This window comes from Methylococcus sp. S1M (genome assembly GCF_051295855.1).
Taxonomy (GTDB): Bacteria; Pseudomonadota; Gammaproteobacteria; order Methylococcales; family Methylococcaceae; genus Methylococcus; species Methylococcus capsulatus.
Genome location: NZ_JBPDXO010000008.1, coordinates 67,622 through 93,175, shown reverse-complemented (window position 1 = coordinate 93,175; position 25,554 = coordinate 67,622). Strand labels below are relative to the sequence as shown.

29 protein-coding genes, 1 other RNA gene and 1 pseudogene are annotated in these 25,554 nt (G+C 64.4%); 9 read left to right on the top strand and 22 right to left on the bottom strand.

Annotated elements, in window-relative coordinates; genetic code table 11:
- Positions 1 to 173: 173 nt before the first annotated feature.
- Together ACSHWJ_RS13610 and ACSHWJ_RS13605 are read left to right on the top strand one after the other, a co-directional pair.
- Positions 174 to 590 (top strand): annotated as a pseudogene (locus ACSHWJ_RS13610) (Plug domain-containing protein); the annotation flags it as partial.
- Between the two features lie 205 nt (positions 591 to 795).
- Complete coding sequence (locus ACSHWJ_RS13605) at positions 796 to 2,082, top strand: TonB-dependent receptor plug domain-containing protein (protein WP_218798465.1); 1,287 nt, start codon at positions 796 to 798, stop codon at positions 2,080 to 2,082.
- Between the two features lie 63 nt (positions 2,083 to 2,145).
- On the opposite strand, the gene ACSHWJ_RS13600 is transcribed toward ACSHWJ_RS13605, so the two are convergent.
- Together ACSHWJ_RS13600 and ACSHWJ_RS13595 are read right to left on the bottom strand one after the other, a co-directional pair.
- Positions 2,146 to 3,495 (bottom strand): nicotinate phosphoribosyltransferase, encoded by a 1,350-nt coding sequence (locus ACSHWJ_RS13600; RefSeq protein WP_218798338.1) that lies wholly within the window; start codon positions 3,493 to 3,495, stop codon positions 2,146 to 2,148.
- Positions 3,492 to 4,088 (bottom strand): nicotinamidase, encoded by a 597-nt coding sequence (locus ACSHWJ_RS13595; RefSeq protein ID WP_218798339.1) that lies wholly within the window; start codon positions 4,086 to 4,088, stop codon positions 3,492 to 3,494. Before ACSHWJ_RS13595 ends, ACSHWJ_RS13600 begins: the two co-directional genes overlap by 4 nt.
- 117 nt (positions 4,089 to 4,205) lie before the next feature.
- Here ACSHWJ_RS13595 and ACSHWJ_RS13590 point away from each other — a divergent pair, with 117 nt between their 5' ends.
- Entirely contained in the window at positions 4,206 to 4,466 is a 261-nt protein-coding gene (locus ACSHWJ_RS13590) for a hypothetical protein (RefSeq protein WP_010961965.1), read from the top strand.
- 17 nt (positions 4,467 to 4,483) lie between these two features.
- On the opposite strand, the gene ACSHWJ_RS13585 is transcribed toward ACSHWJ_RS13590, so the two are convergent.
- The 9 genes from ACSHWJ_RS13585 to ACSHWJ_RS13545 form a co-directional block, all read right to left on the bottom strand.
- The gene (locus ACSHWJ_RS13585) at positions 4,484 to 5,221 is read right to left on the bottom strand and encodes a DUF4410 domain-containing protein (protein WP_432539912.1); all 738 of its coding nucleotides are present in this window, start codon (positions 5,219 to 5,221) and stop codon (positions 4,484 to 4,486) included.
- 130 nt (positions 5,222 to 5,351) lie between these two features.
- A complete protein-coding gene (locus ACSHWJ_RS13580; RefSeq protein ID WP_187148238.1) occupies positions 5,352 to 5,717 on the bottom strand; it encodes a hypothetical protein in 366 nt (121 codons plus the stop codon).
- A 113-nt stretch (positions 5,718 to 5,830) separates the two neighbouring features.
- Positions 5,831 to 6,484, bottom strand: coding sequence for a hypothetical protein (locus ACSHWJ_RS13575; RefSeq protein WP_432539913.1), 654 nt, complete (start codon positions 6,482 to 6,484; stop codon positions 5,831 to 5,833).
- A gap of 172 nt (positions 6,485 to 6,656) precedes the next feature.
- Entirely contained in the window at positions 6,657 to 7,091 is a 435-nt protein-coding gene (locus ACSHWJ_RS13570) for a DUF29 domain-containing protein (protein WP_218798342.1), read from the bottom strand.
- 58 nt (positions 7,092 to 7,149) lie between these two features.
- The gene (gene pntB, locus ACSHWJ_RS13565) at positions 7,150 to 8,547 is read right to left on the bottom strand and encodes a Re/Si-specific NAD(P)(+) transhydrogenase subunit beta (RefSeq protein ID WP_218798343.1); all 1,398 of its coding nucleotides are present in this window, start codon (positions 8,545 to 8,547) and stop codon (positions 7,150 to 7,152) included.
- A gap of 18 nt (positions 8,548 to 8,565) precedes the next feature.
- The gene (locus ACSHWJ_RS13560; protein ID WP_432539914.1) at positions 8,566 to 10,104 is read right to left on the bottom strand and encodes a Re/Si-specific NAD(P)(+) transhydrogenase subunit alpha; all 1,539 of its coding nucleotides are present in this window, start codon (positions 10,102 to 10,104) and stop codon (positions 8,566 to 8,568) included.
- A 203-nt stretch (positions 10,105 to 10,307) separates the two neighbouring features.
- Entirely contained in the window at positions 10,308 to 11,513 is a 1,206-nt protein-coding gene (gene ubiH, locus ACSHWJ_RS13555; protein ID WP_432539915.1) for a 2-octaprenyl-6-methoxyphenyl hydroxylase, read from the bottom strand.
- Positions 11,510 to 12,817: a Xaa-Pro aminopeptidase gene (gene pepP / locus ACSHWJ_RS13550; protein ID WP_432539925.1), complete on the bottom strand. Its 1,308-nt coding sequence runs from the start codon at positions 12,815 to 12,817 to the stop codon at positions 11,510 to 11,512. Before pepP ends, ubiH begins: the two co-directional genes overlap by 4 nt.
- Positions 12,818 to 12,827: 10 nt before the next feature.
- Positions 12,828 to 13,364: a YecA family protein gene (locus tag ACSHWJ_RS13545; protein WP_010961974.1), complete on the bottom strand. Its 537-nt coding sequence runs from the start codon at positions 13,362 to 13,364 to the stop codon at positions 12,828 to 12,830.
- A 128-nt stretch (positions 13,365 to 13,492) separates the two neighbouring features.
- Here ACSHWJ_RS13545 and ACSHWJ_RS13540 point away from each other — a divergent pair, with 128 nt between their 5' ends.
- The 4 genes from ACSHWJ_RS13540 to ACSHWJ_RS13525 all read left to right on the top strand — a co-directional run bounded on the left by ACSHWJ_RS13540 (position 13,493) and on the right by ACSHWJ_RS13525 (position 15,404).
- Complete coding sequence (locus ACSHWJ_RS13540) at positions 13,493 to 13,786, top strand: cell division protein ZapA (protein WP_010961975.1); 294 nt, start codon at positions 13,493 to 13,495, stop codon at positions 13,784 to 13,786.
- Positions 13,787 to 13,859: 73 nt separating this feature from the next.
- Positions 13,860 to 14,043, top strand: a non-coding RNA gene (ssrS, locus tag ACSHWJ_RS13535) — 6S RNA.
- Between the two features lie 19 nt (positions 14,044 to 14,062).
- Entirely contained in the window at positions 14,063 to 14,665 is a 603-nt protein-coding gene (locus ACSHWJ_RS13530; protein ID WP_432539916.1) for a 5-formyltetrahydrofolate cyclo-ligase, read from the top strand.
- 88 nt (positions 14,666 to 14,753) lie between these two features.
- Positions 14,754 to 15,404 (top strand): response regulator transcription factor, encoded by a 651-nt coding sequence (locus tag ACSHWJ_RS13525; protein ID WP_218798346.1) that lies wholly within the window; start codon positions 14,754 to 14,756, stop codon positions 15,402 to 15,404.
- 3 nt (positions 15,405 to 15,407) lie between these two features.
- On the opposite strand, the gene ACSHWJ_RS13520 is transcribed toward ACSHWJ_RS13525, so the two are convergent.
- The 6 genes from ACSHWJ_RS13520 to ACSHWJ_RS13495 form a co-directional block, all read right to left on the bottom strand.
- A complete protein-coding gene (locus ACSHWJ_RS13520) occupies positions 15,408 to 15,638 on the bottom strand; it encodes a DUF2934 domain-containing protein (protein WP_017365546.1) in 231 nt (76 codons plus the stop codon).
- A 55-nt stretch (positions 15,639 to 15,693) separates the two neighbouring features.
- Entirely contained in the window at positions 15,694 to 16,872 is a 1,179-nt protein-coding gene (locus ACSHWJ_RS13515) for an NAD(P)/FAD-dependent oxidoreductase (RefSeq protein WP_218798347.1), read from the bottom strand.
- 32 nt (positions 16,873 to 16,904) lie between these two features.
- Positions 16,905 to 17,189: a hypothetical protein gene (locus tag ACSHWJ_RS13510; RefSeq protein WP_143708559.1), complete on the bottom strand. Its 285-nt coding sequence runs from the start codon at positions 17,187 to 17,189 to the stop codon at positions 16,905 to 16,907.
- A gap of 133 nt (positions 17,190 to 17,322) precedes the next feature.
- Positions 17,323 to 17,766 (bottom strand): hypothetical protein, encoded by a 444-nt coding sequence (locus tag ACSHWJ_RS13505; RefSeq protein WP_041361343.1) that lies wholly within the window; start codon positions 17,764 to 17,766, stop codon positions 17,323 to 17,325.
- A gap of 36 nt (positions 17,767 to 17,802) precedes the next feature.
- Complete coding sequence (locus ACSHWJ_RS13500; protein WP_010961979.1) at positions 17,803 to 18,309, bottom strand: hypothetical protein; 507 nt, start codon at positions 18,307 to 18,309, stop codon at positions 17,803 to 17,805.
- Between the two features lie 15 nt (positions 18,310 to 18,324).
- Positions 18,325 to 18,684, bottom strand: coding sequence for a formaldehyde-activating enzyme (locus ACSHWJ_RS13495; RefSeq protein WP_256996555.1), 360 nt, complete (start codon positions 18,682 to 18,684; stop codon positions 18,325 to 18,327).
- A gap of 230 nt (positions 18,685 to 18,914) precedes the next feature.
- On the opposite strand from ACSHWJ_RS13495, the gene ACSHWJ_RS13490 reads away from it, so the two are divergent.
- Positions 18,915 to 19,247 (top strand): SMR family transporter, encoded by a 333-nt coding sequence (locus ACSHWJ_RS13490; protein ID WP_017365551.1) that lies wholly within the window; start codon positions 18,915 to 18,917, stop codon positions 19,245 to 19,247.
- A 48-nt stretch (positions 19,248 to 19,295) separates the two neighbouring features.
- Here ACSHWJ_RS13490 and ACSHWJ_RS13485 read toward each other — a convergent pair whose 3' ends face one another.
- The 5 genes from ACSHWJ_RS13485 to coaBC form a co-directional block, all read right to left on the bottom strand.
- Positions 19,296 to 19,700: an ankyrin repeat domain-containing protein gene (locus ACSHWJ_RS13485; protein ID WP_218798348.1), complete on the bottom strand. Its 405-nt coding sequence runs from the start codon at positions 19,698 to 19,700 to the stop codon at positions 19,296 to 19,298.
- Between the two features lie 89 nt (positions 19,701 to 19,789).
- Positions 19,790 to 20,692 (bottom strand): acetylglutamate kinase, encoded by a 903-nt coding sequence (gene argB, locus ACSHWJ_RS13480; protein ID WP_218798349.1) that lies wholly within the window; start codon positions 20,690 to 20,692, stop codon positions 19,790 to 19,792.
- A gap of 25 nt (positions 20,693 to 20,717) precedes the next feature.
- Positions 20,718 to 23,123: a phosphomannomutase/phosphoglucomutase gene (locus ACSHWJ_RS13475; protein ID WP_432539917.1), complete on the bottom strand. Its 2,406-nt coding sequence runs from the start codon at positions 23,121 to 23,123 to the stop codon at positions 20,718 to 20,720.
- A 2-nt stretch (positions 23,124 to 23,125) separates the two neighbouring features.
- The gene (gene dut, locus ACSHWJ_RS13470; protein WP_017365555.1) at positions 23,126 to 23,581 is read right to left on the bottom strand and encodes a dUTP diphosphatase; all 456 of its coding nucleotides are present in this window, start codon (positions 23,579 to 23,581) and stop codon (positions 23,126 to 23,128) included.
- On the bottom strand, positions 23,553 to 24,815 hold the full coding sequence (gene coaBC / locus ACSHWJ_RS13465) for a bifunctional phosphopantothenoylcysteine decarboxylase/phosphopantothenate--cysteine ligase CoaBC (RefSeq protein ID WP_432539918.1): 1,263 nt from the start codon (positions 24,813 to 24,815) through the stop codon (positions 23,553 to 23,555). Before coaBC ends, dut begins: the two co-directional genes overlap by 29 nt.
- 64 nt (positions 24,816 to 24,879) lie before the next feature.
- Between coaBC and radC the strand changes: the two genes are divergently transcribed.
- On the top strand, positions 24,880 to 25,554 hold the full coding sequence (radC, locus tag ACSHWJ_RS13460; RefSeq protein WP_017365557.1) for a RadC family protein: 675 nt from the start codon (positions 24,880 to 24,882) through the stop codon (positions 25,552 to 25,554).

Genomic DNA, 25,554 nt, shown 5'->3' with positions numbered 1-25,554 from the left:
GGCCTCCACTGGTTTGGGCGCTAACCTATCATCGGGTTCTTGCGTGGCACATCATCAATAGTGATGATGATTTTTCCGAAGAATTGTGATATCTACCTACCGAGTCGGCGCTTTTCCATGCCGCCATACCACCGGCCAGTACTCACATAAGAACAACAACGGAGCATCGCCCAGTGGGCCAGCGGACCGGGATCATCGCGTTGCTGGCGGCTTTGACGTGTCTGCCGGCCGTGGCCGAGGACAAGAAAAAGCCCGTCAAGAAAAAGAAAGGCGGGCAGGAATCCATCGTCCACCTGAGCCCGCTGGTGGTGTCCGGTACCCAGGATTACCCCTTCGGCCACCAGACCGACGAGCACGCCGTCACCGCCCTCGACAACCAGGCGCTGGTCCGCTCCGGCAAACGCGGGCTGGGAGATGTGCTGCAGGGGTTTCCGAGCCTCAACATGGTGTCGGTACCCGCCGGCGGGGTGACCTCCTTCACCCTGCGCGGCGCCAGCGGCTACGGGCTGATCCAGATCGACGGCATCCCCCTGCCGATGAGCAACACCGGCCAGTTCAACCTCGCCGGGATGCCCGCGGAAGCCTTCGAGAACACCGAGATGGTCCGCGGCTCCGGCGCCGTGCTCTACGGCAGCCATGCCTTGGGCGGCCTGATCCGGCTGTCGACCCGCGACCTGCTCGCCACCACCGGCTCGGCCCACGTCGAAGGCGGCAGTTTCGGCGCCCTGCGCGACACCGTGGCGGGCAGTTGGGCCGGCGAACAGAGCCGGATCAGCGGGACCTACAGCCGGGACGATTTCTTCGACGGCACGCCCTACGTCAACCCGCGGTTCGGGGACGGCTACCGCAAGCCGGCCAACGCCAGCCTCGCCACCCTGCGCGGCAGCACCAAACTGGGCGATACGGGGGAATCCGAAAGCAGCCTGGTGTATTCCAACTCCCACAGCGGCTACGGCAAGTACGTCCTCACGCCGGAACACGTCCTCGATTTCGTGGACGACCCCAACGCCTTCATCAACCAGGAAACCTGGCTGGCGCAGAACCGCAGCCGGATCGCGCTCCACGAGCACTGGCAGAGCGGGCTGCAATTCGGCTTCACCCAGCAGCAGAAGACGGTGCGCTCCGGCGTCACGGATAGCGGCATGCTCAGCCACACCTATCTGGCGCGCTGGGAGAACCTGCACCAGTGGATCACGCCGGACACCGGCACCTGGCACCTGGCACCTGACCTGGGGCGGCGAAGGCTGGTACGAGGACGGCTCCACGCCGGACGGCCGATACCGCAGCCAGCGCGCCACCGGTGCCGCCGTCGGGCGCCTGGAAATGAAGTCCGACCGCTACTCGGGCGTGGTCGGCTTCCGCACCGACAGCTACGAGCAGTACGGCGTCCACACCACTTTCCACGCCGGCAGCCAGTACCGGATTCTGCCCGAATTCGCGGTCTTCGCGGACGGCGGCATCGGCTACCGTCTGCCCAGCTTCCCGGAGCTGCTCACGCCCTTCATCGGCAACCCCGAACTGCGCCCCGAGCATGGCGCCAGCGGCCAGGCCGGGTTCAACTGGGACGTGACTGGCTCGACCCAGCTTTCGCTGACCGGCTACTACAACCGCTTCGACGACCTGATCATCCTGGCCCGGCTGCCCATCGGCCTCTACCGCTCGGAAAACATCCCCCGCACCCGCATCATGGGCCTGGAGATGCAAGGCGCCACGGCCTGGAACGCGCAATTCAGCAGCGGCATCGACTACACCCTGACTTCGAACGAAAACCTGGACACCGGCGACCCGCTGCCGCACCGCCCCGACAACATCGGCCGTTTCTGGACCGAATGGCGCGGCCAGACTTGGCCCCTGCGCCTCTGGACCGAAGCCATCTACCGCGGCCCGAGCTACTCCGACGGCCGCAACATCTACATGGACGACGCCCTGCTCATCAACATGACGCTGAACTACGTCGTCGATCCCCGCCTCACCCTCTACGTCCGCGGCGAAAACATCACCAACAACCAGACCTCCGATACCTACATCCTCGGCGTCCCCGGCGCCGCGGTGTATGGAGGGATACGGGCGGGTCTGCCTTGACGGGGTTCGATTATTTCACTTCGGGCCCCTGCCCGTTCGATGACCGGCTTTCCAACGGCCCCGTCAGCTATGGCCATCCATCGCTTGAACCAGGGATTTCAATCGCCCCGCGATCTCTACCGGATGAGCCGGCGCCGGTGACAGCCTGCGTAACGCTTCCGGCAGGCGACCGAGCTGTTCCATCGCATGGGATCGGAGGGTCTGCAAAGGCGGGCTTGCTGCGAGTCGGCGGCCGCCGCGCATCACCGGGCGCAGCAGCGGTTCGCCGGGCTGCGCGTCGTCGACCAACGTCAGGCTGTCCCGCTGCATTTTCCCCTCGGCGTCGTAATACCGGTAAACCTGTTTCCGGCCAGGCCAGGTCGCCTTGCCTTCCGAACGCTTGCGCCGGGGGATGCCGGCGTATTCCTGGAGTTTGTAGGCGCAGTCGAGATAGGGTGCGTCGGACGAGGTATCCATGCGGGTGCCGATGCCGTAGCCGTCGATCGGCACGGCTTCCACGGTGTGCGCGGCCAGGAGGTATTCGTCGAGGCTGCCGCTGGCGAAGATGCTGACCTGGCCGAGGCCGCCGCGGTCGAGGATACGCCGGACCCGGCGGGCGTGCTCGGCCAGGTCGCCGCTGTCCAGGCGCACGCCCTGGATGCGGATTCCTTTGGCAGCCAGGCGTTCGGCCAGGGGGATGAGCTTTTCCGCTGCGGCTTCGGTGTCGTAGGTGTCGATCAGCAGCACCAGGTTGTCCGGCTGGGCGAGGGCGAAATGCTCGAAGGCGGTGAGTTCGTCGTCGTGGGCCTGGATGAAGGAATGGGCCATGGTGCCGTACAGCGGGAAGTCCCAAATCCGGCCGGCAAGTACGTCGGAAGTGCCGGCGAACCCGGCGAGGCAGGCGGCGCGGGCCGCCAAGAGTCCCGCCTCGGCGCCGTGGGCGCGGCGCAGACCGAAATCCACCAGCAGTTTGCCCGGCGCGGCCAGGGTCATGCGCGCCGCCTTGGAGGCGATGAGAGTCTGGAAATGCAGCAGGTTGATGAGCCGCGTTTCGGCCAGCTGGGCCTCGGGAAGGGGTGCCGTCACCCGCAATATCGGCTCGCCGGGAAAGAACACCGTGCCTTCCGGCATGGCATCGACGTCGCCGCTGAAGCGCAGCGCGGCCAGGGTGTCGACGAAATCCGGCGTGAACCGTCCGCTGGCGCGCAGCCACTCGATCTCGTCGGGCCGGAACCGCATGCCTTCCAGGAAATCCAGGGCCTGCTCCAGCCCGGCCGCGACCAGGAAGTTGCGTTTGGGCTCGGCTCCACCGGGAAGCTTGCGCACGAAGAATTCGAACACCGCAGTCCCGTTCATGCGTTGGGCATGATAGCCCTGCAGCATCGTCAACTGATAGAGGTCGGTGAGCAGGACGCTGTCGATCGGCAGACTCATTCGAAATCCTTGCAGTCGGCGAATTCCGCACCTTCCTCCCTCATCCGGGCCAACGCGCGGCGGCCGTCTTCCGGCTCCGCGTCGACGGCGCGCACCGCGTCTTCGAGAACGACGACGTCGAAGCCCAGACGCCGGGCATCGAGCACGGTACGCAACACGCAATAGTCGGTCGCCAGGCCCCCGATGAACAACCGGCGAACGCCGATTTCCTGCAGGAGGTAGGCCAGATCCGTGCCTTCGAAACTGGAGTAGGCTTCCTTGTCCGGCCACGTCGCCTGGGACACGACGGGAACGTCCTCGGGTAGCGCGAGACCGGGCGCGAACTCCGCTCCCGCGCTGCCGGCCACGCAGTGCGGCGGCCAGGGTCCGCCCTGGGCATGGAACGAGCAATGGTCCGGCGGATGCCAGTCGCGCGTGGCGATGATGGGCAACCCTTCCTGGACGAAGCGTGCGATGTGCCGATTCAGGACCGGAATCACCTCGTCCCCACCGGGGACGGCAAGAGTGCCGCCCGGCAGAAAGTCGTTCTGCACGTGGACCACGATCAGGGCATCACCCGGCGAAAGACGGTAGGGGTAAGTCTTGGTGTTCATTTCAGCCACTCCTTCACGAGGACGAAATGATACGCCGGAGCGAAAGCGGACGGATTGAGTTTTCCGAGGTCCGGCCCTATAAATGCCACATCCTTGAAATGCAGGAAGGAAAACGCCGTGCCGAGATACGATTATTTTTGTGAAGCGAACGACAGTGTCGTGGAAGTCAGTCATCCGATGAACGATCGCCTGACGACCTGGGGAGAAGTGTGCGAGCGCGCCGGGCTGGCCGTGGGCGATACCCCGCTCGATACCCCGGTCAGGAAGCTGATCACCGGCGGCGGCATCGTCCGCTCCGGCGCCCTCAAGAACCCGGAAGCGCCTCCCTGCCAGAGCGGCGCGCCCTGCTGCGGCGCCGGAGCCTGCGGACTCGACTGACGGGCGGAGAAGGACTTTTAGGGCGCGGTCCGGTTGGCCCGCGCCTCGTCTTCGAACTTCTGCCGGTATTTCAGGATTTCGTCGACGATCTGTTCCGCGGTCTTTTCGATGTCTTTACCGGTCGCATTCTTCTCCATCACGAACTTGGCGGCGGCGACATAGGGATTCATGGTCACCACCGCGCCCGGCATCTTGCTCGGGTCCTTCACCGTGCCGAACATGATGAAGGGCTGGCGCGGGTCCTGGCCGGCGAGATCGCTCACGCCGACCTGCACGTCCATGGAGGTCGCCCCGGCTCCGAAACCGATTACCGCGCGCTTGAGCCGGCTGCCTTCATCGACCTCGGTGAACATGCCCTGCACCAGCCAGCCGTCGCGCGGCAAGGCCCCGGTCGTGGAAGCGATGCGTCGCGCCGGAACGCCCTTGTCCGACAGGCTCTTCACCAGCGCGGCGGCCATGGCGTCGACGATTTCACGGGCCCGGTCGCCGGGACTTCCTGCACCCAAGGTACCCCTCAAGCGCTGGCCGAGCCCGCCCAGCAGGCCCGGGCGCTGGGATTGGGACTGCCCCGGCAGCAATCCCTTGACGCCGGGATCGCTCTGGATGTTTTCGGCATCCAGCGTGAAATCGGCGACATACACCGTCCTCGGCCCTTCGCCGGGCCTGACCGCGCCGAGCTGTTCGTTGCGGACATCTACACCGCCCAGAAGCTTACGGCTGCGATCCGCTCCGCAACCGCCGACCGCTACACTCAAACAAACCAGAGCCATAAGGGAAATACGGCGCACCATTTACGCTCCTCGAGATTTCAAAAAGCCGAGAAATTCGGGCATCCTCCGGCCGAGGATGACGCCCGCCGGACTCGACCCACCACAGATCCCGCGTTCAGTCGCACTCCCACAGATCCAGCGCAACCCGGTCGTGCCGCTGCGGATCGTATTTGACCGGAACCGTGCGGCCCGGCTGGACCAAGGGTACCTCCAGCCGGGGGATGAGGGCCTCGGTTTTCGCCTCGAACGGCGGACCTCGGTCCGGCTGGACTTCCAGCACGAATTCGGCCACCGGATTCTGGTTGATGGTGATGCCGGTATCCGCGAGGCCGACGATCCGGGCGGTTGCGGGACTGCCGTCGCGCAGAATCTCGCAGGACTCGCTGCGCCCGCTGAACCGGTCGACGATCGTCGTGCAACCCGCAACCGATGCGACCAGGGACGACAGCAACCCTCGCCGAAGCGAGGCCGGTATTTTCATCACGTTCGGGCTTGCACGAAATAGGCGACGAAGTCAGGCCCGGTCCGGATCAAAAAAACCAATGGTGCTGACCAGGCCGGGATAGGCGGGAGGATGCTTTCTCGACGACCGCTCTATTGCGGACCTTCTTCAAGGACATCGAGGACGAACCGCTCCAGAGTGATGGCGTTGGCGGAAGCCGTGGAATCCTGTGTGACCGCCTCCGGCCCTTCCGCCCGCTTGGCCGCCAGCAGCAGCGGGGTTGCGACGTAGGTGCCGGCAGCTCTCAGATTCATGCTGGTCCCGGAGAGAGAAATGATCAGGCCCAAATCGTAGGCACCCTTGAGGTTGCCGTTGTCCAGGACCTTACCCGCAAATGAATTGCGGGTGACCGTCACGCCGCCGCCGCGCTGTTGCACCGCGGCGATCAGCTCCCGGAAATCGATGTCGACCTGGAACCTGGACGAGGTCAGCATCGACCAGACGCCGTGCAGCTGAATGGGCTTACCGCTGTCGAGCGGGTTGTTGATCGTCATCAGGAAGTTGTCCTGCCCGTTGGCCGCCGGGGAGAACTGCATGGGCAAGCCGAGTTTGAGCAAGGCATTCAAAACGGCGACGTCCGGACTGGTAAGCGAGACCTTGGCGACATGCGGAGCGTTCAGTTTGATGGCCGTGGGACCGTGCGGCGTGTAGAGTCCGTTCGGCTCGGCGGCGCCGGCCGGCGGAGACATCGCCAATGAACTTGACAGTGCAAGGAAAACGACGAGGAACGGGATTTTCTTGAACACGGCTGCGTCTCCTGGACTGAGGCTCATGATTCCGGCATTCGTGCATCCCTTGGCCGGTGTCGACCTTTCGCGTGAAACTGGAAATTCTCGTGTGGGTTACCTCTGGCCGCCCCGACTATAGACCCGGACGGGGGAACCCGCAACACACCGTGAGGCAATGGTCCTCGAGCACTCAGCCGGGCAGATAATCCGGATCCAGCACCTCCACGAGATCGAAAGGCGGCTGAGTCGGGAAGGCTTCCAGGGTCAGCCCCGTTTCCATCATGGCGCTGAAGCGAGCGTTGTCATAGGTCTCGAGAAAACAGACATGGAGAGCGGGTTTCAGGCTCGGGTTGGCGTCGATCAGCTTGGCAAGGCGCCTGCGCTGGTCGAGGATGGCCGACTCCCATCGCTGGCCGTGCAACTCGGGCTGGTACCTCCATTTCAGCAGATGCGTCAGCAGTACCTCGAGGCGTCGGGTCAGTTGCAGTCGCGCACTGCGGCCCATGGCCTCGATCTCCTCGCACAGATGCTCGGTATCCAGTTCGGAGAACCGACCCGCTTTCAGCAGTTCGGATTGTTGCTGAGTCCAGCCGAAAAAATCACGTTCGTAGAGACTGGCGTTCACACGATGACCCTCGTCGTCAGGAGCGCGGGACGGAAATTACCGCCCCGCGGATTGCCGCTCATCCCCTCAGGTGCGCTAGGACTTCGTCCAGCATCTTCTTGGCATCGCCGAACAGCATCCGGTTGTTCTCCTTGTAGAACAGCGGGTTGTCGACGCCGGCATAGCCGGATGCCATGGAGCGCTTCATAACGATGGAAGTACCCGCCTTCCAGACCTCCAGCACCGGCATGCCGGCGATGGGGCTGTTGGGATCCTCCTGGGCAGCGGGATTGACGATGTCATTGGCGCCAATGACCATCGCCACATCGGTGTCCGGAAAATCCTCGTTGATCTCGTCCATTTCCAACACGATGTCGTAAGGCACCTTGGCTTCGGCCAGTAGCACGTTCATGTGTCCGGGCATGCGGCCCGCCACCGGATGGATGGCGAAACGCACATTGACGCCCTTGTCCCGCAGATATTTGGTGATTTCATACACGGTATGCTGGGCCTGCGCCACCGCCATGCCATAGCCGGGCACCAGGATCACACTGCGGGCGCTGCGCAACAGCTCCGCGGTTTCCTCGGCACTGATCGGCTGCACCTCGCCCTCCGGCCGGATACCTGGGCCGGCGGTGCCACCCTCGGTGCCGAACCCCCCCGCGATGACCGAGAGGAAGTGGCGATTCATGGCGCGGCACATGATGTAGGACAGAATCGCACCGGACGAGCCCACCAGCGCCCCGGTAACGATCAGGAGATCGTTCGACAGCATGAAACCCGTGGCCGAAGCGGCCCAGCCCGAATAGCTGTTGAGCATGGATACCACCACGGGCATGTCGGCGCCACCGATCGCCATGACCATGTGGATGCCGAACAGCAGCGCGATCCCGGTCATGATGCTCAGGGGCACGATGCCGGTCGCAGTCGAATCGGCGTCGAGAAACTGTTTGCCGACCACGATGACAGCGATCAACAGCCCCAGGTTGAGCCAGTGGCGTCCCGGCAGCAGGACGGGTCTGCCGGTGATCTTGCCGGACAGCTTGCCGAAGGCGATGACCGATCCGGAAAAGGTCACGGCGCCGATCAGTATCCCGATGTAGATTTCCGTTTCGTGGATGGTCTTCTCGACGCCGCTGAAGTGCGCGCTCGGGTCGAAGTAGTTGGCGAAACCGACCAGGGCTGCCGCGAGGCCGACCAGGCTGTGCATGAGCGCGACCAGTTCCGGCATCTCGGTCATTTTGACCTTGATCGCGGCATATACGCCGACACTGCCGCCGACCAGCATGGCGATCAGGATTGGCACGTAGCTGGTGACTTTCGGCTCCAGCAAGGTCGCCACGATGGCGATGGCCATGCCTCCAATGCCGTAGAAATTCCCTCGCCTCGCCGTTTCCGGATGGCTCAGCCCGCCCAGACTGAGGATGAACAGGATGGTCGCGCCGATGTACGCGACCGTAACCAAACCTTCAGACATGATCCTCTCCCGTCCTTGCTATCTTCTGAACATGCGTAGCATGCGCTGGGTCACCCAGAATCCACCCGCCATGTTGACCGCCGTCAGAGCGATGGCCAGCCCGGCCAGCGTCATGATCAGCGTGCCGGGCGAGGAAATCTGGATCAGTGCGCCGATCGCGATGATGCTGGAGATGGCGTTGGTGACGCTCATCAGGGGGGTGTGCAGTGCCGGCGTCACGTTCCAGATCACCATGTAGCCGACGAAGCAGGCGAGCACGAACACGGTGAAATGTTCGATGAAGGCGGCAGGGGCATTGGCCCCGATCAGGTAGAAGATCGATGCGCCGATGGCGATAGCCAGGCCGGTTCTGGCCCAGGCCGGCAGTAGCGGCTTCTTTTCCACCACGACGGGTGGCGCGGCCGTAGCCATCTGAGGTGGAGCCGCGCTGAGCTTGGGCGGCGGGGGCGGCCAGGTGATGGTCCCATCCTTGATCACCGTCGCCCCACGGATCACTTCGTCGTCCATGTCCACCACGATGGTACCGTCCTTCTGTGGGCACAGCTCTTCGAGCAGACGCTGCAGGTTGGTGGCGTAGAGCGTACTGGACTGCCGCGCCAAGCGGCTGGGCAGGTCGGTGTAACCGATGATGGTGACATCGTGGCGCACCACGACCTCGCCGGGGACGGTCAGCTCGCAGTTGCCCCCCTGTTCGGCCGCCATGTCGACGATCACGCTGCCCGGTTTCATCGACTTGACCATACCCGCGGTGATCAGCGTGGGTGCGGGCTTGCCGGGAATGAGAGCGGTGGTGATGATGACATCGACATCCATGGCCTGGCGGGCGATCATCTCGGCCTGGGCCTTCTGATAACCTTCACTCATCACCTTGGCGTAACCGCCGACGCCGGTACCCTCCTCCTGGTATTCCACTTCCACGAACTCGGCGCCCATGGACTTGACCTGGTCCTTCACTTCCGGCCGGGTGTCGTTCGCCCGGACGATGGCGCCCAGACCGCTGGCGGCCCCGATCGCGGCCAGCCCTGCCACACCGGCGCCGATGACGAAGACCTTGGCCGGCGGCACCTTACCGGCCGCCGTCACCTGGCCGCAAAAAAAACGGCCGAAATGATGGGCCGCTTCGATCACTGCACGGTAGCCGGCGATGTTCGCCATGGAGCTCAGGGCGTCGAGTTTCTGCGCCCTGGATATCCGCGGAACACTGTCCATGGCCAGCACGGTCCCGCCGGTGGCGGCCAGCCTGTCCATCAGCTCCGGGTTCTGGGCAGGCCAGATGAAACTGATCAGGCAGCCGCCTTGCCGCATCAGTTCGATTTCGGCAAACGAAGGCGCGCGTACCTTGAGTACGATATCGGACCCCGCCCAGAGCTCGGCGGCGTTTTCGACCACGGCGACACCCGCTTCCCGGAAGGCGTCGTCGGAGAAATTCGCCGCGTCCCCGGCACCCGACTCGACCGCGACCTCGAATCCAAGTTTCATTATTTTCTCGGCCACCTCCGGTGTGGTCGCTACCCGGCGCTCCCCGGGGAATATCTCCTTCGGTATTCCAATTCGCATGCAGCCACTCCTTATCCCTGTTCTGGTTGGAAGATGGGCCTCGCATGAAAGCCGCCCGCAAGCGGCGCGCCGTCACCCCGAGGAAACACCCCATCTCGTGAGTCTGGATTGACAAAAGCAAATCGGGCGCCGAGCGCCCGCCCTCTTAATACCGGCAAAGCGGAGCCGGGTCAACCTTTTTCCAGACAGAAAAACGGGAAGGATCAGCGGAAGCGGGGTAGACGCTCGGCCAGCCCCATGGCGTGGCGGGCCAGCAGGTGCTTGGCCGGCGGCAGGCAATCGAGCGTGAGCAATCCGATGTTGCGCATGAGCGCGAGCGGCGGGAAATCGCTGGAAAACAGCCGGATCAGACTGTCGGTGAAGGCGACGGTGCTGCCCAGATCACGCTGACGAGCCTCGGCATAGCTGTGGAGGAAAGCCGGGTCGCCGATGTCCTCGCCGAACCCCTGTTTCACGATCAGGCGCTCGGCGAGCCGGGCGGCATCGCGCAAGCCCAAGTTGAAGCCCTGTCCCGCCACCGGATGGAGCTGATGCATGGCATTGCCGATCAGCACCACCCGGTCGTCGGCCATGCGGCCGCCACGGATCAGCCTGAGCGGAAAACCCTGACGCGGACCGACCGGGCCCAGCGTCCCCAGCCAGTAGCCGAAAACATCCTGCAGGCGGGCCAGAAATTCTCCTTCGGGCACGGCGCGCAGCTCCTCGGCGTCGGACGGCGCCAGCGTCCATACCACCGAGCAACGCCGCCGCCCGAGGGGCAGCACGGCCAGCGGACCCGACGAGGTGAAGCGCTCGTAAGCGACGTTGCGGTGTTCGAGTTCGCAGGAGACCTCGAACACCAAGGCCGTCTGTCCGTATTCGCGCACGATCTGGGGAATTTCCAGCAAGCGGCGGACCGTGGAGTCGCTGCCGTCGGCGCCGACGACGAGACGGGCGGACAGCGTCAGCGCCTCTTCGCCGCGCCTCAGGCTGACGTGGACCGAGTCCGGCCCAGCCCGCAGCCCGATCAGACGGGCGGGCTGGATCAGCTCGACCGATCCCGCATGCAGGGCGCCAATGACGGCATCCTCGACGTCCCGCGCCGTGGCCACATACCCCAAGGCGGCGACGCCCTCGCGTTCGGCACTGAGCCGGGTCTTGCCGAAATGGCCTCGGTCCGAGACATGGATGTGGCGGATCGGTGTGGCTTTCGGCTCGACCGCGGCCCAAACGCCCAGCGTCTCCAGGATACGGGCGGTGCCACGGGCCAGTGCCAGCGCGCGCGCGCCGGCGGGAGCCGCCTGGCGCTCGGCCTCCGTACTGCTCTCCACCACGGCCACCTTGAGCGGTGAACCGGCCAAAGCCAAAGCGAGGCAGCCACCGGCCAGTCCGCCGCCGATGATGAGGACGTCGTAATCGAAATTCGTCATGACCGCATCAGCGCTTCGATCTCGGCGACCGTCTTGGGCACGCCGGAAGTCAGTATCTCACAACCCGCTTCGGTCACCAGGACATCGTCCTCGATGCGGATGCCGATGCCCCGGAACCGCGGATCAGCCTCCTTGCAATCCTCCGGCACATAGAGCCCCGGCTCGACGGTGAGCACCATCCCTGGCTCCAGCCTGCGCCAGTGGCCGCCGGCCTTGTAGTCGCCCACGTCGTGGACGTCCATTCCCAGCCAGTGGCCGGTGCGGTGCATGTAGAACTTTTTGTAGGCCTCGCTCTTGATGAGCCTGGCCGGCTTGCCTTCGAGCAACCCCAGGTCGACGAGCCCTTTCGTCAACACTCGCACCGCGGCATCGTGGGGATCGTTCCAGCGCCTGCCTGGCCTGACTTCTGCTATCGCCGCCAGCTGCGCTTCCAGCACCAGTTGGTACAGGGCGCGCTGGGCTTCGCTGAAGTGACCGTTGACCGGGAAGGTGCGGGTGATGTCGGCGGCGTAATGGTCGTGCTCGGCGCCGGCGTCGATCAGCAGCAGATCGCCATCGCGCAGCACCGCGTCGTTGGCGGTGTAGTGCAGCGTGCAGGCATTGTTGCCGCCGGCGACGATGCAGGGATAGGCGGGTGAGCGCATGCCGTGGCGGGTGAATTCGTGCAGGATTTCCGCCTCGATCTCGTATTCGTACATGCCGGGGCGGCAAACCCGCATGGCCCGTTTGTGTGCCTCGGCGGACACTTCGGCGGCCCGCCGCATCAGGGCAATCTCATGCTCAGACTTGAACAGCCGCTGCTCGTGCAGGAGCTTGTCGAGGGAGACGAACCGTTCCGGCACGCCGACGCCGCTGCGCGCCCGGCTGCGGATGTTGTTGATCGCCCGCATCACCTGGGCGTCGAATTCGGACTGATGCCCGATGGGGTAATACACGGTTTCGTGGTTTTCCAAAAGGCCGGGCAGCACCGCGTCGAGCTCGGTGATCGGATAGGCCTCATCCGCCCCGAACACCGCGCGGGCACCCTCCAGCCCGGCGCTGCGCCCCACCCAGACGGCCGTCTTGGCGTCGAATTCACGGCAGAACAGCACGAACTCGCCCTCTTTCCGGCCGGGGATGAACACCGCCAGCGATTCGGGCTCGGCGAAGCCGGTGAGGTAAGCGAAGTCGCTGTCCTGACGGTAGGGAAACTCCACGTCACGGTTGCGCACCACGGCGGGCGCGCCGGCGATCAGGGCGACGCTCCGCTTCTTCATGCGATCGAGCAGACGCTGGCGCCGCTGCTGGAATTCGGACAGAGGCAACACGGGCTGTTCAGTGGAGTTGGGGAGAGGCATTCTGCTCGAACTCGCTGCGGACGAGTTGGACCCCCGCGCGGACGAATTCGGTCAGCTCCGCATAGGCCTCCTCGTCGGTTTCATCCGCGTGTTCGGCGTCGAGACGGGAAAGCTGGAGGATGTCGTCGAGTACCTCGCGGCACTCGCCGGGCCAGTCGCTGCCGCCGAGCTTATAGCCCAGACCGTACAGGAATCCCTGGCACCATTCCCCCAATGCGCGGGCGCGGTCGGTCATCGGATGGTCATCGTCCGGCAGGTACAGTTCGAAGCTGAAGTCGAAAGCATCCAGTTGCTCGCGCGTCCGCTTGCAGAGGGTTTCGCAAGACGCCCGCTCGTCCGGAGCCAGTCCCGCCTTGTCTTCACCGAACACGGCGTTCAGCCACTGCCCGCAATCGAGCCGGCCGTCGACGCACAAAAGGCCCGCCAGCGTGCCGTGGGCTTCGGCGGCACTGGCAGGAACGTGATGATTGAGGAATATCGCCTGGATTTCCTCATAGGAAGGACTCTCGTGCATGGAGATGACTTGTCGAACTTGCGGATGTTTCATTATGCTACCACCCCTTGGGACAAAGTCGGTACCCAAGCCCGGACGGCCATCCCGCAACCTTCAAGATTTCTCCCCAGCTCCAGGAAATACGCGCCATGAGCGAACATCGCCCCATCAAAGTGCAGCTTCTCGGCAAGGAATATCCCATCGGCTGCGCCGAAGATGAGCAGCACGATCTGCTGATCGCCGCCCGTTTCCTCGACGAGAGAATGCGCAAAATCCGAGAGACCGGCCGGGTGATCGGCACCGAACGCATCGCCATCATGGCGGCCTTGAATATTGCCCACGAACTGGTCCAGGCTCAGCAAGAAATCCGGCTGCTGAACCAGAGCCTCGCCAGTCAGCATGCCATGGGTTCACTCGGATCGGGCGGCGGCTGGAACGGCTGACCCCGGGAACATGGTTTTTCTAACGTGTCAAGTCTCTCACGTGCGCCATTGGTTCGGGTACAATGACCGCCAGTATTCCCTGTAACGCTCGAAGCATGCTGGGTTACTCTTTGAGCCTAATCTAAAACCCCGGGACTTCCGGGTGTTCGATGTGCGCAAGTCCGCTCCGAGCGGAAAGCCTGATTCGGCATCCTCTGGTCCCACCTGAACCGTTTGGTTCAAGGGCGAAAGCATGCTACGGCGCAAACGGGGAATACTCTTTGCCACCCGCCTTCCATGAACACGCTTGCCGATATCCGGACCCGCATCCGTGAGTGGCGACGTGCCCAGTCTCCTGCCCATGTCCGCCGCACCAGCCTCTTGATAGCCGGCCGTTGCATCGATGCGGGCTGGCTCGATGGCGCTGCCCGCATAGCAGCCTATTTACCCAATGACGGCGAGGTCGATACGACGGCGCTGTTCGAATACCTCTGCGAGCGCGGCCGCACCGCGTTCATCCCCCTTCTGCGGAAACACACGCTCTGGTTCGGTCCCTACGTTGGCCAGGCGGCATTGCGTCCCAATCGCTATGGCATCCCGGAACCCGCCATCGACGGCCGGATGATCACCGACGCCAGGGAGCTCGATCTCGTGTTCGTGCCCCTGGTGGCATTCGACCCGCGGGGTCATCGCCTCGGCATGGGCGGCGGTTACTATGACCGAACCTTCGCATTCCGGCTCGCAGAACCTGCGCGTGCCTCCCCTCGCCTGATCGGCCTCGCTTTCGAAGGTCAAAAGGTCGAACGGCTGGAGGCACGACCCTGGGACGTCCCGCTCGATACCGCGGTTACCGAAGCGGGCATCTACCACTTCCCTGGCCGTGGGTCCGCTTCCCCGTGAGCCATGCTGGAAAATTGCCGGAAGGCGGAGTATTTTTGCCTTTGCGGCAGGCCGGTCGATCTTTGCCGGCCGCCATGGAGAGCCGTTTATGCCCACCCGCCAGAACATCCGCAACAGCCCTTTGCATGGCAGGACGGAACCCCTGGTCCATATCGTCGATGGTCAGCCGGCGGTGCGCGATGCGCTGAAAGTCCTGGTCGAATCCGAGGGCCTGCCGGCACGCTGCTTCGCCACCGGGAAGGACTTTCTGGATTACTGCACGCCCGATACCCGTGGATGCATTCTGCTGGACCTGCGACTCCCGGAAATCTCTGGCCTGGAACTGCAGAAGACGCTGAGTAACAAAGGAATACGAACTCCGATCATTTTCATCACGGGCGAGGGTGATGTGCCGGCGCTGGTGGAAGCCTTCCGCAGCGGGGCCTTCGATTTCATCGAAAAACCTTTCGAAAATGCGAACTTCATGAGCCGGTTGCGGGAAGCCATCGCCCTGGACTTGAAGAGCCGGGAACACCGGCGCCGACAGGCGGAAGCCGCAGCGCAGTATGCCCGCCTCAGCAAGCGGGAGAAGCAGGTGCTGCACTGCACCGTCAAGGGTTATTCATCCAAGGACACGGCGAAATCTCTCGCCATCAGCCACCGGACCGTCGAAATCTACCGTGCCAACGTGATGCGGAAAATGCAGGCTGAGACCCTGGCGGACTTGGTGCGAATCGCCCTTCTGCTCGAAACCGACTGAGCCTCAATCGGGTGTGGGGATCGATAACCTCTCCTGCATCGCCAACACCTCCTTCTCCGCCTCCAACCAGTCTTCCAGTGCACTGCCTCCGACGAAACCGCGCTTTTCGGCACGCAAATACGCCGCTTCCGCGATCAGCGCATGCAGCATGTCGGGATCGGGCGGCAGAGGCGCGATCTCCGGCTCGTCGCAGGAAACGGGTTTGATGGGTCGCGACAATACGGTTGCTGCCATGGTGTCTCACCTCTTCATCGGATCAGAAAAAAATTTCCTCCTCGTTTCCTCCTTGTCACAGCCTTCCGGCCAGATCTCCGGCCCCCCAGGGGCCCGGCTCCCCGATCAGCGCACGAGCGGCTTCCACCCGATCCCAGACGTTCCACAGTAGTACGCCGCGCACACGCCCCTGATCCAGGTAGTAGACCACCCCTTTGTGATAGGGCTCGGACCAATCTTCCACGGTCTCCAACCTCGAATCCAGTTCCCCTACCGCTTCGTAACCCAGATCGAACAAATCGGAATAAAAGTAGGGAAGATGCCGGTAGGGCCTTGCCTCCCCGGCCATGTTGCGCCCGGCCAGCCGCCCCATGGTACGGGCATTGTCCTCGTGCTCCACGTGCATCCGGCACCCAAGCACCGGGCTGAAAAAAGACGCGGCATCGCCAGCGGCGTACACGTCGGGGTGCCCGGCCTGCAGAAAGTCATTGACGACGATGCCCCCCTCTACCGGCAACCCGGCCGCTTCGGCAAGCCGAGTCTCCGGCTCGATACCGATGCCGGCGACGACGCCGTCTACCACGAGGACTTCTTCACCGGTCTTGCCGAGCGCGAGCCGGAGTCCGTCGCCCTCCCGAACCAGGCCAGTGACCGTGCGGCCGCTCAGCAGTTCGACGCCCTGGTCCCGGTAATAGCCATCGAGAAACCGGCACAGGTTTCCCGGAAATACCCGGGCACCGATGCATGCCTCCGGAAAGATCATCACGACGTCCTTGCCGATCGAGGCCAGGGCGGCGGCGATCTCCGACCCGATGAAGCCACCGCCGATGATGGCGAACTTCCGTCGCGTCTCGGTCAGCGTCCGCAGCCGGAAGTAATCGTCGACGGTACGGAAGTACAGGATGTCGTCGCCGCCAAACGGAAAACGACGCGGCCGTCCGCCCGTGGCCAGCAGCAGCTTCTCGAACCGGTAGATCGTGCCTTCGTCATCGGTGACGGATTTTTCAGCCAAGTCGAGACGGGTCACGGTCCGCCCCAGGAAAGCGCTGATCCCGCAGGTCTCCGTGCCGTACCATATCTGGTCGAAGGATTTGCCCAGCCAGAGCCCCTTGGACAGGAGCGGGCGCTTATAGGGAAGGTGCGGTTCCGAGCCGATGAGGCCGATCGAGCCCTGCGCGTCGATCTCGCGAATACCCCGGATCGCTGCATCCGCCGTCATGCCGCCCCCGATGACCAGGTACTTGCAACTGTGCACGATCGCTCTCCTCACTCCACTGTCGAAAAAAGTCAGAGCCACGGTGCAAAAAGTCCGTCCAGACGACCGGGCGAAGCCGGCGCACGGAGCCTCGGTATCCTGGCCCCATGACCTGCGCTATCGATGCGGCGGCCCGCATGAACGTCCCGCTCCGCCTCCCGCACGCCGACCGCTGCCACGTCTGCGATCGATTGGGTGATGTGCCGCGATCCCTCCCCCAGCGATACCGACGCACTGCCTTCCTTCGGCTCGAACGACAGGCGTCGCAACCGCACCTCGCGTACGACGCCCCCTTCCTCCGCGACAGGCGGCCACATCGTGATCCGCCGCCGGCGGCTTGTCTCCGGGGCTGGTCGCCCCCCTGTGCCGACGGCTGAATTCCTCGCAGAATCCGACCCAATCGGCAGGAGCGACATGCCGGGTGTTCATTTCATCGACCGCCCAGAGACGTCAATCCACGCAGCGGACCTTCAGGGCGCTGACCTGGTCGTGCAAACCGTATTCACCGAGGTGATGCACCTTGTGTCCGGCGGTGAAAGTCGCAACCTGGCTGCGATAATTCTCGTCCTTGCCTCCCCAGCTCCGGATTTCCTGTTCATGGTAAACCGGGCCGGAGGGAACAGCGAAGTTTTCGCTCCCGTACACACTCACCTCCGCCCCCGGGCCGACTTCCAGACTTTCGATCGCATCGTTCCAGTCTGCACCCTCAAGATTCTTCAGGCTCGCCATCTCCACTGGTCCGAACACCCGGACTTTGGTCCCCGTATAGTCCGGCCCCCTGTAAATGTCCACCCAGCAGCCGCCGGAACGGGGTGCCGCCTGGGCGGTGGAGCCCACCAGCAGCCACACGAACGCCACCAGCCCGACAGGCCCGACCGATGTCGCTTTCTTCATATGTCCTCCATGCCGCCGGACAGCCGGCCGGCTCCGTCAGGGGAATGCCGGAATCGTCGGCTCGGTGCCTTCAAATTCGGCTTCCGGATGATGTTTTTGCACCCGTTGATGAATCTCTTCCACCCGCTCGCGCGGCACGTCCACCATCAGCAGGAGTTCGCCTTTTTCGACCGCGCTTTGATAATTCTTGAGCCGGGAATTCTCCACGTCCAGCCCTATCATGCCGGCCAGCCAGGAGCCGATGCCGGCTCCCGCCAAGGCGATGGCCAGCACCGCGCCACCTCCGAGTACCATGCCGGTCGGCAGAGCGACCGCCACCAGACCCGCCATGGTGCCGGTGATGCCTCCGATGGCCAGACCGCGCTCCATCGCCGGAATGAAATCGCTCTTTTGAAACAGGGACGCCTCGGGAAGATCGCCCAATGGCGTTCCCACCTTGGCCAGGATATGAATGTGCCGCTCCTCGACCCGCGCCAGCAGCAGTTCGTCGACGATCGCATGCGCCAGCTCGACGGATGGGACCAGGAAATAGATGCGCTTCATCGCCACTCTCGTCGGTCATGGGGTACGGGGGGTTGGTGAACGACCTCTTCCTGCGCCATGACCTCCTCGACGCCCGGCTTGCCTTCCACCACCTTGGCGACATCGCGCTCCGCCGGCTCGAAACCGGGTCGCCTGCTTTTCGCTCTCGATTTCCACCTCGTTGAACATCACCGTGGCCGGCTTCGCCATGAGGTCGGGCGCAACCAGCGCCCGCAGGGCGTTGTCGCCGCGCTTCCGATGGGTGAGGGGGATACGGAATGCCCGCTCCGCATCACTCCCACGGCGTTCCGTGATGATATCGATGTGCGCCAGTTCGTTGCCTTCGCCGGCGAGGGCCTCGCCCCTCAGAACCCGATCGATCTCCAAACCGTTCATCTTCGGATTCTCCTGTATGTCTGCCGGGGGGACGAACCACGGGTCCCACGAACGGCGGGATCAGCCGTCCGTCCTCTTCGAGTCTTCTAATCCCGACACCATCGAGACGCCAATACGAACTGCTACCTAAGTAGATCTACGTAGACAATGGCGGCACTATGGGAATCCGCTGACCCACCACGGCAAGCGCGGTATCATTGCCGCCTTTCTCACCTGCCGTGCAAACAGCCATGCCCTGGATCCATCTGATGATTGCGATAATCGGGGAGGTCGTGGGCACCTCGGCGCTGAAGTCCACGGAAGGCTTCAGCCGGTTCTGGCCTTCGGTGACCGTCATCGCGGCGTATGCGGTCGCCTTCTATTTCCTCTCGCTCACCGTCGACAAGATTCCGGTGGGTATCTCCTATGCGATCTGGTCGGCACTGGGCATCGTGCTGGTCTCGCTCATCGCCTGGATTCTCCACGGCCAGGCCCTGGACCGCCCCGCCATCGCCGGCATGGGACTCATCATCGCCGGCGTCCTGGTCTGCACGCTGTGGTCGAAGTCGGCCAGCCACGGATGAGCGCCGGCGAGCGGCGCACCGAAACCGCTGGCGTATTCGCGCACGGAGTCATTCCTTGGCGCCGGCGTCGCTCAGGAGCTTTGCGATCTCGGTGTGGCCCCGCGTGCGTGCGAACTGCAAGGCGTTGGATGTCGGCTTGGCGCCTCTTGCAAGCAACAGCTTGACCATTTCGAGCTGTCCCCGGCCCGCCGCCAGACCGATCGCCGCACCGCCCCCGGCGTTCACATCCATGCCCGCGTCGAGGAAGAGCTCGACGGCCGTCTTGTCGCCGGCGCCGGCGGATTTGGCGAACTGCTGTTCGGAATACTCCACGCCCATCTGATGCAGCGCCGTCCTTGCCTGGGCCGGGTCGGCAGCTGCAAAGGATGTTGGAGCATGAGACACCGCCAGTGCCCCGGCGAACAGCATGAGGCCGAGAGAGGACTTGTCGTGGCGCGAACGGCCGATTGTCATGAGACGACTCCTTGAGTCAAAGGTCACATAAAACGCCCGGCGTGATTCCGCCGGAACTCCTTCTGCGCGGACGAAAGGCGCCCGGATGCTCAGCGCCGCAGCAGCAGGGTGCCGATGCCCTGGTCGGTGAACAGCTCCAGCAGCACGGCGTGGTCGACGCGGCCGTCGATGATGTGGGCGCTGTTGACACCGCCGCGCAGCGCATCCATCGCGCAGCGTACCTTGGGGATCATGCCGCCGCTGATGGTGCCGTCCTCGATGAGGGCATCGACCTCCTTGAGCGACAAGCCGGTCAGAAGCGCACCGTCCCGGCCCAGGATACCCTGGGTGTTGGTCAGCAGGATCAGCTTCTCGGCCTTGAGCACTTCGGCCATCTTGCCGGCGACCAGATCGGCATTGATGTTGTAGGAGCAGCCGTCCTCACCGACGCCGATCGGGGCGATCACCGGGATGAAGTCACCGTTGACCAGCATGTCCACCACCGCCGGATCGATGCTAGCGACTTCACCGACATGGCCGAGATCGATGATTTCCGGGGCGTCGGACAGGGGCTGGGACATGCGGATCTTGCGCGCCCGGATCAGATCACCGTCCTTCCCGCTCAAACCCACGGCGGCGCCGCCCTGACGGTTGATGAGGTTGACGATTTCCTTGTTGACCAGGCCGCCCAGCACCATCTCCACCACGTCCATGGTTTCGGCGTCGGTGACCCGCATGCCCTGCACGAATTCGCTGGTTTTCCCCAGACGCTGCAGCAGATTGCCGATCTGCGGCCCGCCGCCGTGCACGACCACCGGGTTGATCCCGACCAGTTTCAACAGCACGACGTCGCGGGCGAAGCTGTTCTTCAGGTGATCGTCGATCATGGCATTGCCGCCGTATTTGACGACGATGGTCCTGCCCTTGAAGCGCCGGATGTAAGGCAGCGCTTCCGTCAGGACATGGGCGATCCGATTGGCGAAGGAGATTTCCAAGGGTTCCTGTTGTTTCATGGGTCGAACCAAGGCGTCGATGTGTCTAGAAAGGCAGCTCGAGACCGGGCCGCACCTTCAGCAGAAGCGCCCGGAAGCGCTGCTGGATGCGGGCCAGCCCTTCGGCGGTATCGGCTTCGAAGCGGATCACCAGGGAAGGCGTGGTATTGGAGGCGCGTACCAGCCCCCAACCGTCGGCGAAATCGACCCGCAGGCCGTCGATGTCCGTGATGCGACCATCATCGAAATCGGCCAGGGCACGCATTCTTTCGACGAAGGCGAGGTTCTCGCCCTCCTGCAACCGCACACCGAGTTCAGGCGTGTTGACGCTGTCCGGCAGTTCCGCGAACACTTCCGCGGTGGCGCGAGAATCGGCAGACAGGATTTCCACCATCCGGGCGCAGGCGTAGATGCCGTCGTCGAAGCCGTACCAGCGCTCCCTGAAGAAGAAGTGGCCGCTCATCTCCCCCGCCAGCAGAGCGCCGGTTTCCTTCATCTTGGCCTTGATCAGGGAATGGCCGGTCTTCCACATCAGCGGGCGGCCCCCGTGACGCAGGATGTAGCCCGCCAGATGACGGGTGCATTTGACGTCGTAGATGATGTCCGCGCCCGGCTCGCGGGACAGCACGTCGGCGGCGAACAGCATCATCTGCCGGTCCGGCCAGATGACGTTGCCGGCCGAGTCGACCACGCCGAGCCGGTCGCCGTCGCCGTCGAAGGCCACGCCCAGATCCGCGCCTTCCCGCTTGACCGTTTCGATCAGCGCCGCCAGGTTCTCCGGCTTGCTCGGATCGGGATGATGATGGGGAAAATTGCCGTCGACGGTGCAGAACAATTCGACCACTTCGCAATCCAGGGCCCGGAGGACCTGTGGCGCCACCACCGCCGCCACGCCGTTGCCGCAATCGACCACGACTTTGAACGGCCGGCCGAGCTGTACGTCGTCCACGATACGCCGTTGGTAATCGGACAGCAGATCCCGACGCTCGATCTCCCCCTCCCCGGTCCGGAAGTCCCCCGTGTCGATGCGCTGCCTCAGTCTCTGAATATCCTCGCCGGCCAGCGTCTGTCCTGCCAGCACGATCTTGAAGCCATTGTAATTCGCGGGATTGTGGCTGCCGGTCACCATCACACCGGAACGCCCCGCCAGCACATGGGTGCCGAAATAGAGAACCGGCGTGGGCGCCAGCCCCAGATCGGTGACCTGGCAGCCGGCCATCCGCAGCCCCTCCGCCAGCGCGGCGCCAAGCGCGGGGCTGCTCAACCGCCCGTCGCGGGCAACGACGACCTGCCGTTCGCCGCGGTCGAGCGCTTCGCTGCCGACGGCCCGGCCGATCGCTCGGGCCGCAGCCTCCGTCAAGGTGTCGCCGACGATGCCGCGAATGTCGTAGGCCCGGAACAGGGTGGGGGCCATGGATGGAACCGGCTGAATTTCCATGGGACTCTTCTCCTCGTTGTGATCATCGGTGAGCGCCGGACAGCGCAAAGGAACAGCTTCTGGCGCATCCGCCCGCACCCCGATTTCCGGCGGCCTACCCGGCACCCTCAGTCGCTCGAGCAGGTCCTGCATTTCCCGCAGCCGCGCACGGCCGGTGAGTCGGCTTGCCGACGCCCCCCCTTCAAGTCGAGCCGACACCAGCTCCATATCGTGCTGCATCGCCTTCCCCAGCACGGAAACCGCCCGGAGCAGCACCGCCAGAATCAGCAACAGCGCCGGTCCAGCGGCCGCGAAGGCCCACCACAACGGAGACTGGTCTGGCGGCGGACGCCAGTAAGCGATCCGCCAGCCGCGGCTGCCCAGCACCGATGCCTCTCCGTCTGGCGGTCCGGCCCGCCGGGCGCGGTCCCCCGTGAAAACCAGGGGAAGCTCGCCCTGCCTGAGCTCCAACGCGGCACCGAAGGGCATCGGAACCAAACGCATGGCATCGAGCAGGATGTCCGGCGACAAGCTGGCCAGCAACACCCCCTCCCCTTCGGCCAGCGGAATCGCGAGCGCAATGTGCACATTCGGACTGTTGGCAGCATGCATGGCCGGCACGGACTGGCCGAGCCGGGCATCGCGGACCGCCTCGAGGTCGGCATAGCCCATCGCCGGCGCGCGGCCGGTATCTAACAGCTCGCTGTGATTGGGTATCAGGCGTACCAACAGCGAACCCGGCAGAGAACCGGTGAGCCGCGCTTCCTCCGCCGCGATGGCCGCCGGATCGCCAGCCGCCAGTGCCTCGGTCAGCCGGGCATCGCCCGCCATGCCGCTCAGGGCGCGGAAGGACCAGCCCAGGCGGTCGCGCACATTGAAGGCCGCGGCATCCGCCGCCGCCGACATCGCCTGCCGGCTGGAGACTTCGATGCGGTGCCGCTCGACCGCCACCAGACCCGCTGCGGTCGCGGCGACCGTCAGCATCGACACCAGACCGACCGCCCCAAGGAGTCTGCGGATGCTCAGCGAGGGCACGGCTAATGCCGGCCGGTATGGCCGAAGCCGCCCTCGGCCCGCCGGCTTTCGGCGAACGCTTCGACCTGCTCGAACGACACCTGGGCCACCGGCACGAACACCATCTGTGCGATCCGCTCACCCACGGCGATTTCGAAGGGTTCTGGCCCCCTGTTCCAGCAGGACACCAGCACCTGGCCCTGGTAGTCGGAATCGATCAGACCCACCAGGTTGCCCAGGACGATCCCGTGCTTGTGGCCGAGTCCGGAGCGCGGCAACAGTACCGCCGCCAAATCCGGGTCGCCGATGTGGATGGCGAAGCCGGTCGGGATCAGTCGGGTCTCGCCCGGCTGCAACACCAGGGGGGCATCGAGGCAAGCCCGGAGGTCGAGGCCGGCAGCACCCGGCGTGGCATAGTGGGGCAACGGGATTTCGTTGCCAAGGCGGGAATCAAGGATCCTGATCTGTATTTTCGGCATAGTAGCGATCGGCTATCAATCGAATCAGTCGGCGGGCGATCTCGGTCTTGCTGGCCAGCGGCAAATGGCACTCTCCGCCCCGCCAGCACACGAACAGGGCATTTTCATCCCGCTCGAACCCCCCCGGAGCCCCGCTACCGACTTCGTTGGCGGCCACCATATCGGCGCCTTTGGCTTCCAGCTTGGCGCGGGCGTAGGTCTCGACCTCGCCGGTCTCGGCGGCGAATCCCACGACAAAGGGTCTGTCCGCCAAGGCTGCGACGCTGCGGAGGATATCTGGCGTCCGGATCAGGGTCAGCTCCAGCTGCTCGCCGTGTTTCTTGATCTTGGTGTCGGCCACCCGACCCGGCGTGTAGTCCGCCACGGCGGCGGTGCCGATGTAGATATCCGCCCCCCCGGTCCGGGCCATGACGGCCGCATGCATCTCGGCGGCGGTTTCCACCCGCACGGTTTCGACCCCGGCCGGCGCATCGAGTGCCACCGGCCCGCTGACCAGGGTGACTTCCGCGCCGGCGTTCCGCGCCGCAGCAGCCAGGGCGTAGCCCATTTTGCCGGAACTGCGGTTGCCGATGAAACGCACCGGGTCGATGGGCTCACGGGTCGGACCCGCGCTGATCAAGACCCGGATGCCTGAAAGCAGGCGCTCCGCCGCCAACGCCTCGGCAAGATCGAGGACGAGCCGGGCCGGTTCCCGCATCCGGCCCGGCCCCGTCTCACCGCAGGCCTGATCGCCTTCGTCGGGTCCCAACAGGACGGCACCCCTTCCCGCCAAGGCGGCGGCGTGAGAGCGGGTCGCCGGGTGCAGCCACATCGCGCGGTTCATCGCCGGCGCAAGAAACAGGGGTACTTCCGCGGCCAGACACAGGGTGGCCAGCAGGTCGTCGGCCAGCCCCAGGCTGATCCGGGCCAGGAAATCCGCCGATGCCGGAGCGACCAGGATGGCGTCCGCCCAGCGGGACAACTGGATGTGCCCCATCGCCGCCTCGGCGCCGGGCACGAACATGTCGTACGCGACCGGATGACCGGAGAGGGCTTCGAACGTCAAAGGCTGGACGAACCGGCAGGCCGCCGGCGTCATCGCCACCCGCACCTCGGCCCCGGCCAGACGCAGCCGACGGCTGACCTCTGCGGCCTTATAGGCCGCAATGCCGCCGGTCACGCCGAGGAGAATGCGCTTGTGGTGGAGATCGACCAAAGACGGAAATCTTGAGGAAGGGGCGGTTTGGGGCGACATTATGGCAAGTTTAATCCAGCCCTTCTATGCTTGAAACGACCCGACACGGAAGAACGCCAAAACCATGCCCATCACCGACTGGCCCGCCGACGAACGCCCGCGCGAACGGCTGCTGAAGCTCGGCCCCGCCGCGCTGTCCGATGCCGAATTGCTGGCCATTTTTCTGCGCACCGGGATCGCGGGCAAAAGCGCGGTCGACCTCGCCCGCGACCTGCTCCAGGAATTCGGCTCGCTGTCCGCCCTGCTCAACGCGGACCACCAGCGCTTCGTGCGATCGGCCGGACTGGGCACGGCCAAGTACACACAGATTCAGGCCGTGCTCGAACTCGCGCGGCGCCATTTCGAAGAATGCCTGAAGCGCGAGGATGCGCTCACCAGCCCCGATCTGACGCGGCAATATCTCTCGAACTGGCTGAAAGGCAAACCTTACGAGGTGTTCGTCGGACTGTTCCTGGACAACCAGCACCGGGTGATTCGTGCGGAAGAACTGTTCCGCGGCACCATCGACGGGGCCTCGGTGTATCCTCGGGAAGTGGTCAAGCAGGCCCTCGCCGAGAACGCGGCGGCCATGATCTTCGCCCACAACCACCCCTCCGGCATCTGCGAACCCAGCGACGCCGACCGAATGCTCACGCAAAGGCTGAAGCAGGCGCTGGGGCTGGTCGACATCCGCGTGCTCGACCATTTCATCATCGGCGACGGCATGCCTTATTCCTTTGCCGAGCGGGGGTTGCTCTGA

Coding starts and splice junctions, on each gene's coding strand:
- ACSHWJ_RS13600 (WP_218798338.1), bottom strand. CDS start 3,495: ATGAGTCTGCCGATCGACAGCGTCCTGCTCACCGACCTCTATCAGTTG.
- ACSHWJ_RS13595 (WP_218798339.1), bottom strand. CDS start 4,088: ATGAACACCAAGACTTACCCCTACCGTCTTTCGCCGGGTGATGCCCTG.
- ACSHWJ_RS13580 (WP_187148238.1), bottom strand. CDS start 5,717: ATGAAAATACCGGCCTCGCTTCGGCGAGGGTTGCTGTCGTCCCTGGTC.
- pntB (WP_218798343.1), bottom strand. CDS start 8,547: ATGTCTGAAGGTTTGGTTACGGTCGCGTACATCGGCGCGACCATCCTG.
- ACSHWJ_RS13560 (WP_432539914.1), bottom strand. CDS start 10,104: ATGCGAATTGGAATACCGAAGGAGATATTCCCCGGGGAGCGCCGGGTA.
- ubiH (WP_432539915.1), bottom strand. CDS start 11,513: ATGACGAATTTCGATTACGACGTCCTCATCATCGGCGGCGGACTGGCC.
- ACSHWJ_RS13545 (WP_010961974.1), bottom strand. CDS start 13,364: ATGCACGAGAGTCCTTCCTATGAGGAAATCCAGGCGATATTCCTCAAT.
- ACSHWJ_RS13540 (WP_010961975.1), top strand. CDS start 13,493: ATGAGCGAACATCGCCCCATCAAAGTGCAGCTTCTCGGCAAGGAATAT.
- ACSHWJ_RS13530 (WP_432539916.1), top strand. CDS start 14,063: ATGAACACGCTTGCCGATATCCGGACCCGCATCCGTGAGTGGCGACGT.
- ACSHWJ_RS13525 (WP_218798346.1), top strand. CDS start 14,754: ATGCCCACCCGCCAGAACATCCGCAACAGCCCTTTGCATGGCAGGACG.
- ACSHWJ_RS13520 (WP_017365546.1), bottom strand. CDS start 15,638: ATGGCAGCAACCGTATTGTCGCGACCCATCAAACCCGTTTCCTGCGAC.
- ACSHWJ_RS13510 (WP_143708559.1), bottom strand. CDS start 17,189: ATGTGGCCGCCTGTCGCGGAGGAAGGGGGCGTCGTACGCGAGGTGCGG.
- ACSHWJ_RS13505 (WP_041361343.1), bottom strand. CDS start 17,766: ATGAAGAAAGCGACATCGGTCGGGCCTGTCGGGCTGGTGGCGTTCGTG.
- ACSHWJ_RS13500 (WP_010961979.1), bottom strand. CDS start 18,309: ATGAAGCGCATCTATTTCCTGGTCCCATCCGTCGAGCTGGCGCATGCG.
- ACSHWJ_RS13495 (WP_256996555.1), bottom strand. CDS start 18,684: ATGAACGGTTTGGAGATCGATCGGGTTCTGAGGGGCGAGGCCCTCGCC.
- ACSHWJ_RS13490 (WP_017365551.1), top strand. CDS start 18,915: ATGCCCTGGATCCATCTGATGATTGCGATAATCGGGGAGGTCGTGGGC.
- ACSHWJ_RS13485 (WP_218798348.1), bottom strand. CDS start 19,700: ATGACAATCGGCCGTTCGCGCCACGACAAGTCCTCTCTCGGCCTCATG.
- argB (WP_218798349.1), bottom strand. CDS start 20,692: ATGAAACAACAGGAACCCTTGGAAATCTCCTTCGCCAATCGGATCGCC.
- dut (WP_017365555.1), bottom strand. CDS start 23,581: ATGCCGAAAATACAGATCAGGATCCTTGATTCCCGCCTTGGCAACGAA.
- coaBC (WP_432539918.1), bottom strand. CDS start 24,815: ATGTCGCCCCAAACCGCCCCTTCCTCAAGATTTCCGTCTTTGGTCGAT.
- radC (WP_017365557.1), top strand. CDS start 24,880: ATGCCCATCACCGACTGGCCCGCCGACGAACGCCCGCGCGAACGGCTG.